Source organism: Pontixanthobacter rizhaonensis, from assembly GCF_012972675.1.
GTDB lineage: Bacteria > Pseudomonadota > Alphaproteobacteria > Sphingomonadales > Sphingomonadaceae > Pontixanthobacter > Pontixanthobacter rizhaonensis.
Map to the genome: position 1 here is coordinate 500487 of NZ_JABCRE010000002.1, position 17499 is coordinate 517985.

Below are 17499 nucleotides of genomic sequence, written 5' to 3' on the forward strand. Positions count from 1 at the left end.
AGAGATCAAGAAGCCGGTATCAGAGAAAATGTTTGCCCAAGGCTGGAGACCGTCCAATCCTCTCCATTGGCCAAAGCGATGTCAGCCAATTGACCAAAGGTGCTGCGGTTGAGCCGCGCTTCGCAGCCTTGCCGGACATGAAGATAAAGAGCGGGAGTGTCGGGGTTGCCGCGGGCCACAAGCATATTGTCCGCCCCCGCAACAACCAGCTCGTCAGTATTGAGACGGAATGCCAAACCGTCACCGCGCAGCGCGACATCCACTGCGATAAAGGCAGCGTCTTCAACCTCTATCGACAGTTTCTGGAACGGGGTGACCAACCAATGGGCCCCGGCTTCATCGCGCAACAATAGGCTGGCAAAAGCCCGCACCATGGCTGGTCGTTTGATCGGGCTATCATCATGCAGCCAAGTGCCATCGGCACAAATACGCATCCGGCTGTCGCCTTCATGCTCCGGCGTCCAAGTGTTTACGGGCGGGAGCTTGCGCAGTTCAACCTGCTCGGCAATTTGGGCAAGCGACAGATCGGCAAGTTCTGGTGGGGGCGTATAGGGCATTTCGTGATGTGCGATGCCAGAAATAGGACCGGCGGCCAAGCCGTAAGCGTCTCATGCGCTTCTTATATACCGCATATTGGGGGCTTAGGCGTCTGGCAAATCGGTTGGCCAAGGGCCGAGCATGCCCTCGGTTGGGAGTATGGCTGGGTTTGCGCAACGGACCAGCAGACGGCTCCGCTCAAATGGCCCCGGGCAATGCCAATTTTGTGTTGGTGCGGCGGTAAACCCGAAAAAGCGTTCGTAATATTCAGGGTCGCCAATCATGATCTGGGGCAATGCGGAACCCGGTGCCAATGCGTCCAACGCAGCGACCATCAATGCCTTGCCGTAACCGTCATTCTGCTTTTCGGGTAGAACCGCGACCGGGCCGACCATGATCATTGGATGCGACCGCCCATCGGGATCAGTCAGAGCCACCGGCCATAATTGGATCGTGCCCGCGAGATATTCCTCATCATCCAAGGCGGCAAAGCTCAGCGCTTCGAGCCACTGGGCACCCTCGCGGATACGATAGGCAGTCCGCGCTTCGCGCCCCGGCCCGAAGGCGCGGTCAAGCAATTGCTCGATCATGTCCGGTTGGACGTTGGTGAGGGGGACAATCGTGGCCATAGAGCGCGCGCCGATAGGATGCGGCGCGCGCGCTGTCGATCAAATTCGGCTACAGGCCGGTAAGGACCAGCTTATGCGTAGATTATTGTCCTGCTTGCGGTTCGGCGTCCCAGCCGGCAGGCAACAAGCGCAACAAACGCCCGCCATCACCATCTTCCAGCACCCAGATTGCACCGTCAGGCGCTTCTGTCACTGCACGGATGCGCGCATCGAAATCATACCGGGCGCTTTCGGTGGCGTCGTCACCGTTAACGGTGATGTGGACCAAACCTTTGCTTTGCAAACCGGCGATTAAAGCGGTGCCTTTCCACTCGGCGAACATATCTCCGTCCAGGAATATCATATCGCCCGGTGCGATTACCGGTGTCCATGTAATGACAGAGCTGGCAAATTCCGGGCGAGTTGCGTTATCCGGGATGGCGTCACCATTATAGTGGTTGCCGTCTGATACAGCGGGCCAACCATAGTTTGCCCCCATTTTGACGAGGTTGAGTTCATCACCGCCAGCGGGACCGTGTTCGACTTCCCACAGGCGTCCATTTGCATCAAAATCCATACCCAGAATATTGCGGTGGCCGTAGGACCAGATTTCAGCGGTCGCTCCGCCTTTGTCAGCCATAGGGTTCTTCTCAGCCGGGCTGCCATCAAGGTTCAAGCGGACGATCGTACCGATCGTATTGGACGTATCCTGTGCCGGCGCCATTTTTTGCCGGTCGCCGGATGCCACGAATAAATACTGCCCATTGGGTGAGAAACGAATCCGGTGTGAATAGTGGCCGCGCCCGGTGGTCTTTGGCCCTTGGCGCCATATCACGGCGATATCTTCAACTGCGCAGCTGGTTGCCGTGAGGCAGTTTAACGTGCCGCGTCCAACCACAGCCCCGCGGGTGTTGTTCTCACCGGCCTCGGCCCAGCTCATATAGACCATTTTGCTGGTCTCATAATCGGGCGCAAACGCAATATCGCCCAAGCCGCCTTGGCCGCCATAATCTACGTCCGGCGCGCCCCCAACAGTGGCGATATTGCCTGTTGCGGGGTCAAACATCTTCAAATTGCCAGGCTTTTCAGTGATGAACAGCCGGCCAGTGCCCGGTTCAAACGCTGCCGCCCAAGGCTCCTCAAATTCACCATGCGCGGTGACTGAAAACGGGCCTACAATTTCCGCATCAGTGGCCCCGGCAATGGCGCTGACAGCCGGTTGACTGTCCCCCGATGCGGAGGCGCTACAGCTTGCGAGCATGATAGCAAAAGGGAATAGGGGAAGGGCGAATTTGCGCGCGAGCACAGTGGGATTTGTCTGGGTCATGCTTTTTGGAACTCCTGATCGCGGTTTTAGTGCCCGAAAATTGATTATCGGGGTTGATGAGGCAGGTCGAGGGCCTTTAGCCGGGCCAGTCGTAGCTGGTGCTGCGGTGCTGTGCGACAATCCGCCAACTGGGCTGGCAGATTCAAAAAAGCTGTCTGCGAAACGCCGGGCGGCGCTGGATATCGAAATCCGCCAGAGCTGTGTTTGGGCAGTCGGTGTGGTGGAGCCTGCCGAGATAGACGAATTGAACATTTTGGGTGCAACAATGCTCGCCATGACGCTGGCGGTGCAGCGGGTGACCGCCTTGTTGGAAGCGGCTCCCTCTGCGGTTCTGATTGACGGGAACATGACGCCAGATGGACGATGCGCGAATTGGGTCAATCCAGCCGGAGCGGATGTCAGGGCAATAGTCGGCGGTGACGGCAGTGAACCTTGCATTTCAGCGGCTTCTATCGTGGCCAAGGAATGGCGTGATCGGATCATGATCGATGCGGCAGTCAAATGGCCGCATTACGGGTGGGAGCGTAACAAAGGGTACGGAACTAAGGAGCATATGGAAGGCCTTCATTTGCATGGTCCCACACCGCTGCACCGACAAAGTTTTGCTCCGGTCGCTCAACTGAGTTTGCTCTAGATTACCTTTGCTCCGGGCCGTTAAGCCAGGATTTCGCGTGCTTCTGTCGCCACAACTTCGGCAATCGCGGCATATGTATCGGCAAACGCAGTACCTTCACGCCAGATCGCGGCGATCGACCGTTTTTCGGACCAGCCCTTGATATCAAACCGTTTGACCATGCCTTCGCCGCCGGTTTCCGATCGCAGGTATAGCTCGGGCAAAATGGCCATGCCCAGACCTGACCCGGCCATTTGGCGCAGACTGTCGAGACTGGTGCCTTCATAGTCGCGCTGGATATCGGCATTCATCTTCTCGCAAATTTGGTAGGCCTGGAGATGCAAGGGGTGGCGGCGATCAAGGCTCAAGACAGGCTCGCCCGTGAAGTCGCTATACTCGAGCGTCTCCTTCCCGAACAACGCATGATCGGGTGCGCCGATCAGATGCAGTCGCTCCTGAAATAGCGGTTCGATATGCAATTCAGAACCGGTCACGGGCAGCGGGGCCAGCATCATATCCAAAGTGCCATTGCGCAGCTCGGCAAATTGGTCTGAGGGAAGACCTTCACGCACATACAGCTTAAGCTGAGGATAATCCTTGTGCAGCCGCACCACCGCAAATGGCATCAGATAGGGGCCAATGGTTGGTGATACTCCAAAGCGAATGGTACCCGCCATGCCGTCTTTGCTGCGTTCTGCGATCAGCCGGATTTCGGAAATATCACGCAATACATTGCGTGCACGGGCGGCAATGTCCCGTCCGATAGGCGTCAAGCGGACGGGCCGTCCACGCTCCACCAATTTACTGCCAAGGCGCAATTCCAGCTCTTTGATCTGCTGGCTCAGCGTTGGCTGGGTGACGTGCACGCTATCGGCTGCACGTCCGAAATGGAGCGTGTCTTCGATAGCGACCAGATATTGTAATTGTCGAAGTGATGGCATGATAGACATTATCTATCAAATTAGACCAACACTTGCAATTGGATTTATCGACTTTTTGCTGCCATTTCATTCTCAGCGGGGCAACGAAAGGAGAGAATAATGAAAAATCATCTCGACAAATTGCGCCTTCGCCATCGGCGGTTGGATCGGTTGATCGACACGACGAAGGCTGCCGGCAAGCAAGAGGAATTGAAAACCCTCAAACGGATCCGGCTGAATTTGAAAGATAGAATTACCGCGCTGAGGCAGAGCAGAGCATCTGTGACGCAGTAGGTCGGTAAGGACGGCATCGGGTTTCCTCCCCCCTCCTCCTGGGAACCGGATGCCGTCCCAAACATATTAGATGAGACGAATTGCGGCGCGCGCAGGTCAATCCTGCCGCGCCGCACTGCTAAGGGGCACAAATAATGGCCGTTAAAGGCGCTGCACAATTCCTAAGGGATTTTCTAAAAGAGGAGAGCGCCGGCGGCGTTGTCCTGATGATCGCGGCGCTTGCCGCGCTTATAGTCGCCAATAGCGGTTTGGCCGGATGGTATTCCGATACGCTGGCCACACCCATCCACTTTACCGTGGGCGGAACCGGTATCGAAAAACCGGCCATCCTGTGGATCAATGACGGGCTGATGGCGCTGTTTTTCTTCCTAGTCGGTTTGGAAGTGAAGCGCGAAGTACTGACCGGCCAATTATCAAGCTGGAAACAAGCATCTTTACCGCTATTTGCCGCGCTTGGCGGAATGGTCGCACCGGCGCTCGTGTTCCTCGCGATCAACTGGAATACTCCGGAAAACCTCAATGGTTGGGCCATTCCGGCAGCGACCGATATTGCCTTCGCGCTCGGTATTCTTGCGTTGCTCGGCAGCCGGGTGCCAGTGGCTCTGAAAGCGCTGCTGCTCGCCATCGCAGTCATTGATGACATTGGGGCGATCATGATTATCGCATTGTTCTACACCCCAGGTGTGGAAACCAATATGCTGATCGGTGCAGCTGTGGTCTTTGCCGCGCTGTTTGCGATCGGCAAGGCACGGGTCGGATCCCGTTTGCCCTATGTCATTCTGGGCGTGATCCTGTGGTATCTGGTTCTGAAATCCGGTGTCCACGCGACACTGGCAGGCGTTGCCTTGGCGATGACTATCCCGCTCAAAAGTCGCGGCGGAGAAGACGTGCTTGAGCATATGGAGCATGACCTCCACCCATGGGTGGCATTCATGGTCGTCCCGATTTTTGCCTTTGCGAATGCCGGTGTCGGACTGCTTGATATCGAGTTCGCGGCGCTACTGGCACCGCTTCCACTCGGGATCGCTCTTGGCCTGTTGATCGGTAAGCAAATCGGGATCGTTGGTTTTGCATGGGTTGCGAAGGCAACCGGGATCGCCAGCCTACCGCCGGGCATCAGCTGGATGCAGCTATGGGGCCTATCGCTTATCGCCGGTATCGGCTTCACCATGAGCCTGTTTATCGGTAACTTGGCCTTCGCCTCGGCAGAGCAAATCGCAGCGGTGAAGCTGGGCGTACTCAGCGGATCGTTGATAGCGGCAATTGCAGGGGTGGTTATCCTCCGCGCAGCGAGTAATAAGCCTGCATGATAACTGCATCACTGCTGGTCCTCGCGGGCCTGATCGGATTGGGTTTTGGCGGCGAATGGCTGGTGCGCGGTTCCGTGGGGATCGCGCAGCGGATGGGCATATCCAATCTGGTAACAGGATTGGTGATTGTCGGTGCGGCGACATCCATGCCCGAAATGGTGGCGAGTATTCAGGCGGCCTTGATTGGGTCGCCTGAAATCGCATGGGGCAATATTGCCGGATCCAACTTGGCCAACACCCTACTGATTTTGGGCGCAGCAGCCATGGTTGCGCCGATTGTTTTGACCGGGGCAGGGCGGCGCGATGCCATCGTGGCCTTTGCAGCCTCAGTGCTTTTGTGGTTTCTGACATGGCAGGGTTATGCTTCGCCATTGATCGGTATCGGGCTGCTCGTCCTGTTGGTTGTCTACATCGTCTGGCGGTATCGTCATCCGCGCCCCGATGATGAGGAAGAAGACGAAGACCCGCCAGTGATGTGGCAGGCCATCGTCTATTTCCTCGTCGGTGTGGGCGCGCTGATTATCGGTGGTAAATTGCTGGTCGATGGGGCCGTGGATATTGCCCGCTTTGCTGGCCTGAGCGAGACCGTTATTGGTTTGACGGTGGTGGCCATTGGAACATCTTTGCCAGAACTGGCGGCTTCGGTGGCAGCGGCGTTGAAAGGCAAATCCGGCTTGGCGCTGGGCAATGTCGTCGGGTCGAATATCTACAATCTGCTGCTGATTGGCGGCGTCACTATGACGATTGCGCCGTTCCCGATTCCGGCGGAGCTGGTTGATGTCGAGTTTCCATTGGTTGTTGCCACGGCATTGCTCGTGCTGCTGATGTGTTGGTTCGCAAATAGCATTAGCCGCGTGGTTGGCGGCCTGTTGGTGGCAGCCTTTGCAGTGAACACAGTGCTATTCTTCGTCTGACAGGCGTTTAATAGGCCCTGCCAAAAAGAAATTCGCAAAAGCGAGTCTTCCACGCCACACCCCATCATATCGAGTCTGCCAAACGGGCGCAGACTCAAGATGTTGTGGCGGACTCCTTTCGTTCTCTCTCAAACAGAACATGGTTAGCGGCGCGTTAACCATGTTGGCCCATAGTCTGTGCTTGACGCGGAGTCCGTTTGGACTCACCCTGTGGATAACTTGCAGATCAGACAGTTTGGGGAACAATAATGGGGGTCATCGAGACCACGAGAATGCGCGCGAAAGCAGCGCCAAAACGGACAGAAAACGCTCCGGCTGATCTGCCGCTCAGCACCATTCTGTCTGGCGATTGTGTAGAGGCTATGCGCTCACTTCCCGACAATAGCGTGGATATGGTCTTCGCTGATCCGCCCTATAATCTGCAATTGGGTGGTGATCTCAATCGCCCGGATGGCAGCCAGGTCGATGCGGTTACCGATCACTGGGATCAGTTTGACAGCTTCAAAATCTATGATGATTTCACCCGCGACTGGATGACAGAGGCACGCCGCGTGCTGAAGCCCGACGGAGCATTGTGGGTCATTGGCAGCTATCACAATATCTTCCGCGTCGGATCAATTTTGCAGGATCTCGGTTTCTGGATCTTGAACGATATCGTGTGGCGCAAAAGCAACCCGATGCCGAATTTCAAAGGCACCCGTTTCACTAACGCGCATGAGACGTTGATCTGGGCGAGCCAGGGCGAGAAATCCAAATACCAGTTCAACTATCGCGCGATGAAAACGCTCAATGATGAATTGCAGATGCGCAGCGACTGGGTGCTGCCGATTTGCGGCGGCGGTGAACGGCTGAAACATAACGGCACCAAAGCCCATCCAACGCAGAAGCCGGAATCGCTTCTGTACCGCGTGATGCTGGCGACGACGGAGAAGGGCGATGTTGTGCTTGATCCTTTCTTTGGCACGGGCACGACCGGCGCGGTTGCAAAACGTCTTGGCCGCCAATGGATCGGCTGCGAGCGCGAGGATTTCTACCGCGATGTTGCGATGAAGCGCATCGAGAAAGAACTGCCGCTGGATGAAAGCGCTTTGGAAACCATGCAAAGCAAGAAGAACGCCCCGCGCGTTGCCTTCGGTGCTTTGGTAGAAAATGGTTATATCAAGCCCGGCACCGAAGTGTTTGACAAGAAACGCAAATGGGTGGCCACCGTGCGTGCGGATGGCTCACTAATCTATGGCAAGCAGATGGGATCAATCCACGGATTGGGTAAAGATTTGCAAGGCGCACCAAGCTGTAATGGCTGGACATTTTGGCATTTTGAACAAGACGGCCCCGGCGGCCCAGAAGTGAAACCGATTGATAGCGTGCGGCAGACATATTTGCTGGCTACTGAAGACTGACCGGCTGTCCTACAGAGCCGGCAGGTCCTACAAGACTGAGATCGCTCGGCTCCTATGCTGTGGGTGCGGCGCTATTATGTGCTAGCGCGTGGGCAGAAAACGGTGGGTGGGTGAGTAGATTTTTTTGCTTAGGACAGTGTACCATGTGTCACTCTCATTCAGTAATTCCGAGGTGAAGCTGAACGTATGACTGCTCAAATTTATATCCAACCTGTCGGTTTTACGGCGAGCCCGCAGAGTGAATTGGGCGATGCGATCCGTCTTGCAGGCGGCATGGTCTATGCCCACCGATTTGCGATCATCACCCGCGAAGATGGCCGAGTTGCTGACCGGGTTTTGGTGTCTTCACAGGGCATGGAACGGGCATTGTCTGCGCTGCCGGCAGACATCGCTGCTGATGCACGGGATCAATGGGCGGCGCTATCCAAGGTGCATTCCCCCATCCAATTGGGTGAACGGACCCTGCGGCTCGATCAGCCGCAGATTATGGGCATCCTCAATGTAACGCCGGACAGTTTTTCTGATGGCGGCGAATTTCTTGATCGACCAGAGGCCGGTAAAGCGCACGCTTCTGCAATGCTCGAAGCCGGAGCCGCGCTGGTCGATATTGGCGGTGAAAGCACGCGGCCCGGTGCTGCGGCCACATGGGAAGGTGACGAACTGGAGCGGGTTATCCCGGCAGTAGAATATTGTGCAGCTATGGGTGCAGCCATCAGTGTCGATACGCGCCGTCCTGCGGTGATGGAAGCAGCGTTGGACGCTGGCGCGCATATCATCAATGATGTGTCAGCGCTCCGCCACGATCCGCGCAGCCTGGCCTTAATGGCGGCGCAGGATTGCCCGGTTGTGCTGATGCATGCGCCGGGGGAGGGGGATAACCTCCACGCCAATGACAGCTATGATAACGTGGCTTTAGATGTGTTTGATTGGCTACGCACGGCACGGGATCGTGCGATCGAGGCGGGTATTGCGCGGGAACATATCATTCTTGATCCGGGTATCGGGTTTGGCAAAAGTCTGGCGGATAATCTGGCCCTGATAAATACCTTGCCGCTGTTCCATGCTTTGGGTCAGCCGCTGCTATTGGGGGCTAGCCGGAAACGGATGATTGGTGCCTTGTCCAATGAAGCCCCTGCTGACCAGCGGCTTGGCGGCAGTATTGCTCTCGCGATGGCGGGGATGAATGCAGGCGTGCAATTGCTCCGCGTGCATGATGTTCCGCAGACGGTTCAGGCGCGCAATGTGTGGCGCGGGCTGCGCGATGCGGCGCTTACCGATTTTGCTATGACGGCCCCGGACTGACGGCGCGAGCTTAGTTACCTTGTACTCTAAGCAGCTTGGTCCTGTGCGTTCCCGCCAACCGGACGGATGCGCGCAAAGATCAATTGCAGCGCCTGTTCCATCCAGCGTTCGTCCAAATGCTCAAACGCATCGGAGATCGGATTACCGGGATTGACGGTGAAGCGGCTGCGCTCAATCGGTTCGCATTGGATCACGACTTGGCCCTGTTGCAAGCTCATTGCGATGGCGATTGTCCGTTGACCGTGAATTTTGATGACGAACCGCTTGACCGCGCCGGTCGCGCCTTCTTCGGCCAGGTCAAAATCTTCGCGATCCTCAAATGCGCCGCGCAGCAGTTCCACCATCCGGGCAATCTTTGGCTGCTCGTCACGGGTCCAGCGAAACCGTTCAAATTGGGTGTTATCAACTGTGTTGGACAGTGTGTCACAAGCTTTCTGGAAATTGTCTTCCATTGTCATCATCCTCGGTTGATCTGGCGGCATTGCCTCTAGAATTGGGAATACCAAGAATGTCCTAACAACTTCCCATCACCGCGCTGCGATGATGGTGTGAAATAAAATTATTCAAATTTGTAACGGAATGCATCCGGCGTGCGAACAATCGATCGGGACGGGCACACTGATTGAGAGTTTTACTATTATGAATACCGCTATTTCACTTCGCACGATTGCTACTATCAGTTCAGTGGTCGCCTTGGCTGCTGCGTCTCCTGCGTTCGCGCAAGACACCAAAGAGTTTGAGCCAGAGGGTGGAGCCTATATTTCTGTTCTCGCCGGGGTTACGTCACCGACTGACAGTGATTTCAGCGGTGTTCAGGATCCACAAGGAAGCGCACCGGGTGTCGCCGGTGCACCAGCCGATGTGCGCGTGGAATTTGAAGATACGTTTCAGGGCGCGGTCGCCGTGGGATACCGGCTTCCAAAGCATGTCTTCGGCATCTTCCAACCCAGTCTTGAACTGGAATATAGCCGCTCCACACCGGACGTAGATGGCGGCGCCTTTAACGGCGGTAACCAGACATTCGCCGGTGATTTTGAAGTCAACACATATGCGGTCAATTACCAGTCGGATATTCGCTGGTCGAACAACCAGCGTGTGATTCCTTTCCTTGGCGGTGGTATCGGTATCGCTGACGTGGACGCAAACGCCACCTATTTCCCCAATAACGGCGTGGCGACAGCACCGACTTTCGCAGTTCGTGACAGCGATACGGCGCTATATTTGCAAAGCAATGCGGGCGTGACCTTCGTTCTCAACGAGAATTTCGACCTGAACACCCGGGTGCGTTATCAGCGTATTGATGGTTTGGATCTGGACCGCCGTTTCATTGCCGGCGGCGCCAATGACCTCAACGCCCAGCTGGAAGGTGATTATGAAACTGTCAGCTTGCTCGCTGGCATTCGGTTCCGCTTTTAATAGCTGACAGTTTTGGCGGCGTGTTCCCTCTCCTGAACATGCCGCCATACTGTGTTGCGACCACGCGGCAATCCAGCTGTAGACAGACTTGGGACAGACTTGGGCGATTTTCTAGAGCGAAAAGCCGCCATCGCTGATGTGGACTGTACCCGTTACGTTGGCCGCGGCGTCACTCAGCAGATATCCGATGTTCGCGGCGATTTCATCTGATGTAGCGAGCTTCCCGCGCGGGGTTCCCACGGCGAGCCCTTGCAAAGCGGCATCACGCCCATGCTTTTGAACGGCTTCGCGGAAGGCCTCGCCGGTGTCCCAAATCGCGGTATCTGCTCCGCCGGGGGCGATCGCATTCACGCGGATATTGTCTTGGGCACTTTCAGCTGCCGCCACGCGGGACATATGCGACACAGCAGCTTTGGCGACGCCGTAAGCGCCTATGCCGGGCACGGCCTTATGCCCTGTGACAGACGACACCAGAACAACACTGCCGCCGCCAGACTTTTTCATGGCGCGCAAAGATGTTCGCAAAGTCAGGAAGGCACCATCCAAATTGACACCCATCACACGCCGCCAGTCTTTCATGGTGTGTTCTGCAAACGGGCCGAATGCGCCAATGCCAGCATTTACCACGGCAAAATCCAGCTCGCTTAGCGAGGCATCCATCCTATCCCAGAAACTTTCATCACTGACATCGGCGCCATGGTTTTCGCAAGAGCATGACAGGCCCAGACGGCCGAGACCATCAAGGTCCCGATCAATCAAGATCAGTTTGCCAATGCCCTGACTGTCGAGCCAGCGCGCGCAGGAAGCGCCGATGCCCGATGCAGCGCCGGTTATGAGTGCGGTTTTGCCGGCAAAGCCGGGTAATGTAGTCGAAGGCATAGGTTTGGAAATCCCATCAAGGTTTCCCATTTCCTTGGCTGAGTTGGCCTGTCGAAGCAATGGCCAAGCGCACGGGCTTATGCCGCGTTGTCGATCCCTAAATCGCCGAGCTTGCGATACAGCGTAGACCGGCCAATTCCGAGGCGCCGGGCGACTTCGGTCATGCGGCCTCGATAATGGCCAATGGCCAACCGAATGACATCGGCTTCGATCTCTTCCAGTGGCCGCAAATTGCCATCTTCGGTGTAGAGCATAACGCCGACACCTTCCTGCAATGGATTGATAGCTTCGTCAAATTCACCAAGTAATTCAGACAATTGCGGGAAGCTTTCGGCTGTAAGCGCTTCTTTGTCGCAATGGACAGCAGCACGGAACAACACCGCTTGCAATTGGCGGACATTGCCGGGCCAATCGAAAGCTGAAAGCAGGGCCAATGCACTGTCATTGATTGATATTTTGCGCAGACCGGGTTGTTCGCCGATCCGGGCAAGGAAATAGCGTGCAAGGGCCGAAATATCACCCTGGCGCTTGCGCAAAGGTGGCAAGATGATGGTGGTTTGCGATATCTGCTTCAACAAGTCCGGGTGGAAGTGACCCACGCTGTTTTGGGTGCTGGTCATATCGGCAAGCGGTAAGTTGCTTGCGCATAATAGCCGCACATCAACCCGGAACCCGTGCTGTGCACCGATCGGGCGGACAATGCCGGTCGCCATTGTCTCTGCCAATTTGGCTTGCAATGTCTCATCCAGCCGGTCGATCTCATCCAAGATCAGCGTGCCACCATCGCAGTGCTGCAAAGCACCAATTTTGCGGTCAAACGCCCCGGGAAATGCGTTTTGCTCATGCCCGAACAACACGGATTCAATCGAGTTGGCCGCGACGCTGCGCACATTGATCAGCCGGAAGGCATTTTTTGCACGCGGACTGGCAGAATGCATCGCACGCATCAGCATTTCCTTGCCGGTGCCGTTCTCTCCCTCGATCAGAACCGGGCCGTGACCACGAGCAGCCTTTGCCGCTTTTGCCAAAGCAGCCCGGAAATCAGGCGCGTTTCCGATCATGGAATCGAAATCGAGCGCAGTGTGCATTTTCTCGGTTAGAGGTTGCAGTTCATCCTTTGGCGGTTCTTTCTTGGTGGAACTGCGAAGCGCCTGCATCAAACGGTCTGGTGATACCGGCTTGATCAGATAATCTGTTGCACCAGCGCGCATCGCTTCAACGGCGAGAAGCGGGCTCGCACTGGTCGTCAGCATTAAAATCGGCATTGCGGGGCGCCGCGTCTTGAGTTCTTCGATTAGCGTGCACGCATCATCGCCCGGAACCCATTGATCCAGTATGATGGCAGAGCACTGCATGCCTTGGCGGGTGCCGAGCGTAGCAATGGCTGTTTCGGAATCTTTGACCACGAGCGTGCGCCATCCTTCACGCGCGGCGAGCGCGGTGATCAACCGGCTTTGTGCCGGTTCATCATCGATCAACATGAGGAGTCGTGTATCGCTGTCTGACATAATCCCAAAATCGTCCCGCTGTGGTACAGTGGGTGCATTTAACCAGCATGAGTAAAGGTCAGATTAAGGGTAAGAAAAGCTTTCTCGCTCTTGAAGCACGGATCGTCGCACTATAGACGGATAGGCAATTCAAAATACAAACTGTGTGTAGGGATCAATATCATGCCGTCTGCAAATGACATGAAAGCCGCTGAAAAGACATATGACAGCTTCATCGCAAGCTTGAAATGGAGCGTGCCGTTAATCGCTGTGATTACCGCGATTGTCGTAATTATCATTGCAACATAAGCAGCACCTGCTTTGAAAATTGCAGCCTTGAAAGAGCGCGCTTCGGGGGAAGCGCGTGTATCGGTAACTCCCGAAACGGTGAAGAAATTCATCGCACTGGGCGCGGCAGTTTCGGTTGAAAAGGGCGCGGGTGAAGCCGCCTCTATATCCGATTCTGCTTACGAAGATGCCGGTGCCACTGTTGCGGCAGCCGCGAAAACCGTTGCTGGCGCTGATATAGTGTTGGGGGTCCAGGCCCCCGATGTGAAACTGCTGAAGGGTGTTAATCCTGGGGCCTGGGTGGCAGCCACCTTTGATCCCTTCGGTGATCCGCAGCGCGTTGAAGCTTATGCAAAGGCGGGTCTTGAAGGCCTGTCGATGGAATTCATGCCGCGCATCACACGCGCGCAGAGCATGGATGTTTTGTCCAGCCAGTCCAACCTTTCCGGCTACAAGGCGGTTTTAGCCTGTGCAGATGCATATGGCCGTGCTTTTCCGATGATGATGACCGCGGCTGGTACCGTTCAAGCCGCACGAGCATTCGTCATGGGTGTGGGCGTCGCGGGGCTGCAAGCTATTGCGACGGCCAAGCGGCTTGGGGCCCAAGTGTCGGCGACGGATGTTCGTTCTGCGACCAAAGAACAAATCGCATCGCTGGGTGCAAAGCCGATATTTGTTGAAGATGTTGCCGGCATCGAAGGCGAAGGCAGCGGCGGCTATGCGACTGAAATGAGCGAGGAATACCAGAAGGCGCAGGCCGAACTGGTATCGAGCCATATTGCCAAACAGGATATCGTGGTCACAACGGCACTGATTCCGGGCAAAGCAGCGCCGCGCCTGATCACCGACGCGCAAATCGCGACCATGAAGGCCGGCAGTGTGATTTTTGATCTTGCCGTTGCGCAAGGCGGCAATGTTGAAGGTAGCGAGCCTGATGCAATTGTAATCAAGCACGGCGTGAAGATTATCGGCTATTCCAACACGCCAAGCCATTTGCCTGCAGATGCATCAGCGCTGTTTGCACGGAACCTGTTTAATTTCCTGTCTGCATTTTGGGATCAAGAGCAGGGCAAACCTGTACTCGACGAAGAAATTGGTGATGCCGTCCGGCTCACCCAAGGCGGTAAAATCGTGAATGAGAGGCTGACATGAAAATCGGAAACATCAAAACGACTGGCGCAACGCTGGCTCTGACTGCAATGTGTTTTGGCATCGCGGGCTGTTCTATGCCGGGCGGCGAGGGTGGTTATAGCCCCGCTGATGCTGCCAATGGTGCAGCATTCCGTGTTGAGGCCAGCGAAGCATTTGGCCGCCTTGATCCCGTTTGCCCGTTTACCGACGATGCGGACCAGCTTGCCCGTTATGATGAACCACGGGCGCGTTATGCCGCTCTTAAGGAATGGGTCAGCGGTACTCCCTTCGCTACCGATCTGGCGATAATCGAAGCCGATTATCAGCAATATTGGGCGACCAATAGCGTGGATTGCGGCCCCAAAGACACTGAAGAGGGCATGATCCAGTTCAATGCCGAGCTGGAGGAGATCAACATCCGGTTGAACGCTCTGGAACAGTTAGCAGGAGTCGTTTGATCGGTTTGATCGAACATTTATTCTGGCTCCTAGATATCCGATGAAAGACCGCTGATGGACTTTATTTCGATCCTATCCATTTTCGTAATGGCCTGTTTTGTTGGTTATTACGTTGTTTGGTCGGTTACCCCGGCATTGCACACGCCTCTGATGGCGGTGACCAATGCGATTTCATCGGTGATTATTGTTGGCGCGTTGATCGCATCGGCAGAAGCGGGAAGCATGGTCGCAAAGTGGTTGGGGTTGGCCGGTGTCGTGCTTGCCAGCATCAATATTTTTGGCGGTTTTGCGGTGACGGAGCGAATGCTCGCAATGTATAAGAAGAAGGAGAAGAAGTAATGCTTCCTCTCCTCGCCAGCGGTGCGGACGCCGCCGCCACACCCGCGTGGGCCATGCTTGCATATTTGGCATCCGGCGTATTGTTCATTCTTGCACTGCGCGGGCTCAGTTCCCCGCAAACCAGCCGGGCGGGTAACCGTTATGGCATGATCGGTATGTTGATTGCTGTAGTTACCACGCTTGTGACGCATAGCATCGCGACACTGCCGGAAATCGGGATTGCGATTCTGCTGGGCGGGATCATCGGCTTCACCATTGCGCGCCGTATTGCGATGACGGATATGCCGCAATTGGTGGCGGCGTTTCACTCATTGGTGGGCTTGGCAGCGGTTTTGGTCGCTCTGGCGGCGTTCCTGGATCCGGGTGCGTTTGGCATTGTTGACGCGGCAGGGCAGATACTGCTCGTCAGCCGTGTAGAGCTGGCACTGGGTGCGGCGATTGGTGCCATTACCTTCTCCGGTTCGGTAATCGCTTTTGCCAAGCTGAACGGTAATATGTCGGGCACTCCGATCTTGTTACCCGCACGGCATATTATCAATTTGGGCACGCTGGCTGCCATTCTTGGTCTGACTGCACTCTATGCTGTTAGCCCGATGGGCGGTGCTGGCGAAGGATGGATGTTCTGGGCGATTTTGGCCGCTGCGTTCATCATCGGTTTCTTGCTGATCATCCCGATTGGCGGGGCGGATATGCCGGTCGTTGTGTCGATGCTGAACAGCTATTCCGGTTGGGCTGCGGCGGCGATGGGCTTCACCCTTGGCAATACTGCAATGATCATCACCGGCGCGTTGGTCGGCGCATCGGGCGCGATCCTAAGTTACATCATGTGCAAGGCCATGAACCGCAGTTTCATCAGCGTGATTGCTGGCGGTTTCGGGGCGGAGGCAGCATCCACCGATGGCGCCCCGCGTGAACAGCGTCCCTATAAGCAAGGCAGCGCAGCCGATGCCGCCTTTATGCTGGAGCAAGCAGAGCGGGTTATCATCATCCCGGGATACGGCATGGCGGTGGCCCAGGCGCAGCACGTATTGCGCGAGATGGCTGATGTGCTGAAAGAGAAGGGCGTTGAGGTCAAATACGCTATCCATCCAGTGGCAGGCCGGATGCCGGGGCATATGAATGTGCTGCTGGCCGAGGCGAACGTCCCCTATGATGAAGTGTTTGAGCTGGAAGACATCAATAGCGAATTTGCTCAGGCCGATGTTGCCTTCATCATCGGCGCAAACGATGTGGTGAACCCGGCGGCCAAGACAGACAAGACCAGCCCGATTTACGGGATGCCCGTGTTTGACGTCGACAAGGCCAAGCAGGTATTCTTCATCAAACGCAGCATGGGCGGCGCCGGATATGCCGGTGTCGACAATGAAGTGTTCTATATGGATCAAACCATGATGCTGCTGTCTGATGCGAAGAAGATGGTCGAAGAGATCGTCAAAAACCTCGATTAGAAAGAGCGCGACGTGCGGAAAATCCTGTTTGGTATTGTCATACTCGCCTTGTTGGTGCTGATCGCGGTACAAACAGGTGCCGCGAAACCAGTGATCAAGTGGCGGGTAGAGAGCGCCCTTCTGGAAGCTGGCCTTTCTGAAAACCGGGCGGAGTGTATGTCGGCCCGGATGGTTGGCCGCCTGTCAGTGTGGCAGCTGTATAAATTGCAGCAAGGCATGGCCCCTCAAGAAGGGGAGCCGGAAAAAGTTGGCGGCATTGGTGAATTGGTCAAACGCGCCCGGCGGGTAGACGATGCTGAGGCGGTGGCTGTCACCGCCAGCAGCGCCGGTCTGTGCGCGATCGGGATTGGTTAAACGCAGCTAGGCTTTAGTGAAAGTCGCCGTGCGGCAGAATACCACAACGCAGCCTTTAACCTTCAGCTTGTTACCTTCACGCCAAACCTGCGCGTTGAAATTACGGCCATCTTCAGGGCTGTAACCATTGCCTTTGAACTTTGTACCGCTGGCTTTCAAATTCCAGAAAATCCGCAAGCCAAGCAATCGCTGATTGCGCTTTGCCTTATTGGGATTTTCAGTATCCCGGGCACCGCCCGCTGGCTCTGGTACCAGAAACTTGGAAATCTTGCCGCACATTGATGTGCCGCATTTGTAAAACTGGATGATCGATTTCCCGTCGTCAGTTTTCCAATTGCCCGTGATGGATGCCGGCGCAGCCTGTGCGGGCGCTGCGAATAATAATGGAGCAGCAGCACAAAGCGCCAGTCTTACAAAAGTCATTTATCGTTTCCTCTAGGATATCCCCATGCGGTTATTCGTAGGAAAGGGGCA

At 55.8% G+C, this 17499-nt stretch carries 21 protein-coding genes; 13 read left to right on the top strand and 8 right to left on the bottom strand.

Annotated elements, in window-relative coordinates:
• Nucleotides 1-5 precede the first annotated feature (5 nt).
• The 3 genes from HKD42_RS02260 to HKD42_RS02270 all read right to left on the bottom strand — a co-directional run bounded on the left by HKD42_RS02260 (nt 6) and on the right by HKD42_RS02270 (nt 2472).
• Complete coding sequence (locus tag HKD42_RS02260; RefSeq protein WP_170009913.1) at nt 6-557, bottom strand: DUF1285 domain-containing protein; 552 nt, start codon at nt 555-557, stop codon at nt 6-8.
• Nucleotides 558-641: 84 nt separating this feature from the next.
• The gene (locus HKD42_RS02265; protein ID WP_170009915.1) at nt 642-1166 is read right to left on the bottom strand and encodes a GNAT family N-acetyltransferase; all 525 of its coding nucleotides are present in this window, start codon (nt 1164-1166) and stop codon (nt 642-644) included.
• Between the two features lie 82 nt (nt 1167-1248).
• Nucleotides 1249-2472, bottom strand: coding sequence for a PQQ-dependent sugar dehydrogenase (locus HKD42_RS02270; protein WP_170009917.1), 1224 nt, complete (start codon nt 2470-2472; stop codon nt 1249-1251).
• Here HKD42_RS02270 and HKD42_RS02275 point away from each other — a divergent pair.
• Nucleotides 2471-3106 (top strand): ribonuclease HII, encoded by a 636-nt coding sequence (locus tag HKD42_RS02275; RefSeq protein WP_170009919.1) that lies wholly within the window; start codon nt 2471-2473, stop codon nt 3104-3106. The genes HKD42_RS02270 and HKD42_RS02275 overlap by 2 nt on opposite strands.
• Before the next feature lie 20 nt (nt 3107-3126).
• Here HKD42_RS02275 and HKD42_RS02280 read toward each other — a convergent pair whose 3' ends face one another.
• The gene (locus tag HKD42_RS02280) at nt 3127-4026 is read right to left on the bottom strand and encodes a hydrogen peroxide-inducible genes activator (protein WP_170009921.1); all 900 of its coding nucleotides are present in this window, start codon (nt 4024-4026) and stop codon (nt 3127-3129) included.
• 99 nt (nt 4027-4125) lie between these two features.
• On the opposite strand from HKD42_RS02280, the gene HKD42_RS02285 reads away from it, so the two are divergent.
• From HKD42_RS02285 to folP, 5 genes are all read left to right on the top strand, one after another.
• Nucleotides 4126-4299, top strand: a complete 174-nt coding sequence (locus tag HKD42_RS02285; protein ID WP_170009923.1) for a DUF465 domain-containing protein — start codon at nt 4126-4128, stop codon at nt 4297-4299.
• A gap of 134 nt (nt 4300-4433) precedes the next feature.
• The gene (gene nhaA, locus HKD42_RS02290; RefSeq protein ID WP_170009925.1) at nt 4434-5609 is read left to right on the top strand and encodes a Na+/H+ antiporter NhaA; all 1176 of its coding nucleotides are present in this window, start codon (nt 4434-4436) and stop codon (nt 5607-5609) included.
• Nucleotides 5606-6523, top strand: a complete 918-nt coding sequence (locus HKD42_RS02295) for a calcium/sodium antiporter (protein ID WP_170009927.1) — start codon at nt 5606-5608, stop codon at nt 6521-6523. The genes nhaA and HKD42_RS02295 overlap by 4 nt, the downstream gene beginning before the upstream one ends.
• A gap of 248 nt (nt 6524-6771) precedes the next feature.
• Nucleotides 6772-7923 carry a site-specific DNA-methyltransferase gene (locus HKD42_RS02300; protein WP_170009929.1) on the top strand — a complete coding sequence of 384 codons (1152 nt, stop codon included), beginning with the start codon at nt 6772-6774 and terminating at the stop codon, nt 7921-7923.
• Between the two features lie 186 nt (nt 7924-8109).
• Complete coding sequence (folP, locus tag HKD42_RS02305; RefSeq protein ID WP_170009931.1) at nt 8110-9225, top strand: dihydropteroate synthase; 1116 nt, start codon at nt 8110-8112, stop codon at nt 9223-9225.
• A 26-nt stretch (nt 9226-9251) separates the two neighbouring features.
• Here the strand turns inward: folP and HKD42_RS02310 are convergent, their stop codons facing one another.
• Nucleotides 9252-9677 (bottom strand): hypothetical protein, encoded by a 426-nt coding sequence (locus HKD42_RS02310; RefSeq protein WP_170009933.1) that lies wholly within the window; start codon nt 9675-9677, stop codon nt 9252-9254.
• Between the two features lie 187 nt (nt 9678-9864).
• On the opposite strand from HKD42_RS02310, the gene HKD42_RS02315 reads away from it, so the two are divergent.
• On the top strand, nt 9865-10641 hold the full coding sequence (locus tag HKD42_RS02315) for an outer membrane protein (protein ID WP_170009935.1): 777 nt from the start codon (nt 9865-9867) through the stop codon (nt 10639-10641).
• A 111-nt stretch (nt 10642-10752) separates the two neighbouring features.
• On the opposite strand, the gene HKD42_RS02320 is transcribed toward HKD42_RS02315, so the two are convergent.
• Together HKD42_RS02320 and HKD42_RS02325 are read right to left on the bottom strand one after the other, a co-directional pair.
• The gene (locus tag HKD42_RS02320; protein ID WP_246236672.1) at nt 10753-11550 is read right to left on the bottom strand and encodes an SDR family NAD(P)-dependent oxidoreductase; all 798 of its coding nucleotides are present in this window, start codon (nt 11548-11550) and stop codon (nt 10753-10755) included.
• 47 nt (nt 11551-11597) lie between these two features.
• Nucleotides 11598-13028: a sigma-54-dependent transcriptional regulator gene (locus HKD42_RS02325; protein WP_170009937.1), complete on the bottom strand. Its 1431-nt coding sequence runs from the start codon at nt 13026-13028 to the stop codon at nt 11598-11600.
• A 162-nt stretch (nt 13029-13190) separates the two neighbouring features.
• Here HKD42_RS02325 and HKD42_RS02330 point away from each other — a divergent pair, with 162 nt between their 5' ends.
• From HKD42_RS02330 to HKD42_RS02355, 6 genes are read left to right on the top strand one after another with little or no spacing between them, the layout of a single operon-like run.
• Nucleotides 13191-13316: an aa3-type cytochrome c oxidase subunit IV gene (locus HKD42_RS02330; protein WP_170009939.1), complete on the top strand. Its 126-nt coding sequence runs from the start codon at nt 13191-13193 to the stop codon at nt 13314-13316.
• Nucleotides 13317-13328: 12 nt separating this feature from the next.
• Nucleotides 13329-14447, top strand: a complete 1119-nt coding sequence (locus HKD42_RS02335; protein WP_170009941.1) for an NAD(P) transhydrogenase subunit alpha — start codon at nt 13329-13331, stop codon at nt 14445-14447.
• Nucleotides 14444-14884 (top strand): hypothetical protein, encoded by a 441-nt coding sequence (locus HKD42_RS02340; RefSeq protein WP_170009943.1) that lies wholly within the window; start codon nt 14444-14446, stop codon nt 14882-14884. The genes HKD42_RS02335 and HKD42_RS02340 overlap by 4 nt, the downstream gene beginning before the upstream one ends.
• 54 nt (nt 14885-14938) lie before the next feature.
• Entirely contained in the window at nt 14939-15223 is a 285-nt protein-coding gene (locus HKD42_RS02345) for an NAD(P) transhydrogenase subunit alpha part 2 (RefSeq protein WP_170009945.1), read from the top strand.
• Complete coding sequence (locus HKD42_RS02350) at nt 15223-16671, top strand: NAD(P)(+) transhydrogenase (Re/Si-specific) subunit beta (protein WP_170009947.1); 1449 nt, start codon at nt 15223-15225, stop codon at nt 16669-16671. The genes HKD42_RS02345 and HKD42_RS02350 overlap by 1 nt, the downstream gene beginning before the upstream one ends.
• Before the next feature lie 12 nt (nt 16672-16683).
• Nucleotides 16684-17025, top strand: a complete 342-nt coding sequence (locus tag HKD42_RS02355; RefSeq protein ID WP_170009949.1) for a hypothetical protein — start codon at nt 16684-16686, stop codon at nt 17023-17025.
• A 6-nt stretch (nt 17026-17031) separates the two neighbouring features.
• Here HKD42_RS02355 and HKD42_RS02360 read toward each other — a convergent pair whose 3' ends face one another.
• The gene (locus tag HKD42_RS02360) at nt 17032-17448 is read right to left on the bottom strand and encodes a DUF2147 domain-containing protein (RefSeq protein WP_170009951.1); all 417 of its coding nucleotides are present in this window, start codon (nt 17446-17448) and stop codon (nt 17032-17034) included.
• Nucleotides 17449-17499 lie beyond the last annotated feature (51 nt).

Coding starts and splice junctions, on each gene's coding strand:
- HKD42_RS02285 (WP_170009923.1), top strand. CDS start 4,126: ATGAAAAATCATCTCGACAAATTGCGCCTTCGCCATCGGCGGTTGGAT.
- HKD42_RS02345 (WP_170009945.1), top strand. CDS start 14,939: ATGGACTTTATTTCGATCCTATCCATTTTCGTAATGGCCTGTTTTGTT.
- HKD42_RS02265 (WP_170009915.1), bottom strand. CDS start 1,166: ATGGCCACGATTGTCCCCCTCACCAACGTCCAACCGGACATGATCGAG.
- HKD42_RS02320 (WP_246236672.1), bottom strand. CDS start 11,550: ATGGGAAACCTTGATGGGATTTCCAAACCTATGCCTTCGACTACATTA.
- HKD42_RS02260 (WP_170009913.1), bottom strand. CDS start 557: ATGCCCTATACGCCCCCACCAGAACTTGCCGATCTGTCGCTTGCCCAA.
- HKD42_RS02315 (WP_170009935.1), top strand. CDS start 9,865: ATGAATACCGCTATTTCACTTCGCACGATTGCTACTATCAGTTCAGTG.
- HKD42_RS02270 (WP_170009917.1), bottom strand. CDS start 2,472: ATGACCCAGACAAATCCCACTGTGCTCGCGCGCAAATTCGCCCTTCCC.
- HKD42_RS02310 (WP_170009933.1), bottom strand. CDS start 9,677: ATGGAAGACAATTTCCAGAAAGCTTGTGACACACTGTCCAACACAGTT.
- nhaA (WP_170009925.1), top strand. CDS start 4,434: ATGGCCGTTAAAGGCGCTGCACAATTCCTAAGGGATTTTCTAAAAGAG.
- HKD42_RS02350 (WP_170009947.1), top strand. CDS start 15,223: ATGCTTCCTCTCCTCGCCAGCGGTGCGGACGCCGCCGCCACACCCGCG.
- HKD42_RS02295 (WP_170009927.1), top strand. CDS start 5,606: ATGATAACTGCATCACTGCTGGTCCTCGCGGGCCTGATCGGATTGGGT.
- HKD42_RS02300 (WP_170009929.1), top strand. CDS start 6,772: ATGGGGGTCATCGAGACCACGAGAATGCGCGCGAAAGCAGCGCCAAAA.
- HKD42_RS02275 (WP_170009919.1), top strand. CDS start 2,471: ATGCTTTTTGGAACTCCTGATCGCGGTTTTAGTGCCCGAAAATTGATT.
- folP (WP_170009931.1), top strand. CDS start 8,110: ATGACTGCTCAAATTTATATCCAACCTGTCGGTTTTACGGCGAGCCCG.
- HKD42_RS02325 (WP_170009937.1), bottom strand. CDS start 13,028: ATGTCAGACAGCGATACACGACTCCTCATGTTGATCGATGATGAACCG.
- HKD42_RS02340 (WP_170009943.1), top strand. CDS start 14,444: ATGAAAATCGGAAACATCAAAACGACTGGCGCAACGCTGGCTCTGACT.
- HKD42_RS02330 (WP_170009939.1), top strand. CDS start 13,191: ATGCCGTCTGCAAATGACATGAAAGCCGCTGAAAAGACATATGACAGC.
- HKD42_RS02280 (WP_170009921.1), bottom strand. CDS start 4,026: ATGCCATCACTTCGACAATTACAATATCTGGTCGCTATCGAAGACACG.
- HKD42_RS02360 (WP_170009951.1), bottom strand. CDS start 17,448: ATGACTTTTGTAAGACTGGCGCTTTGTGCTGCTGCTCCATTATTATTC.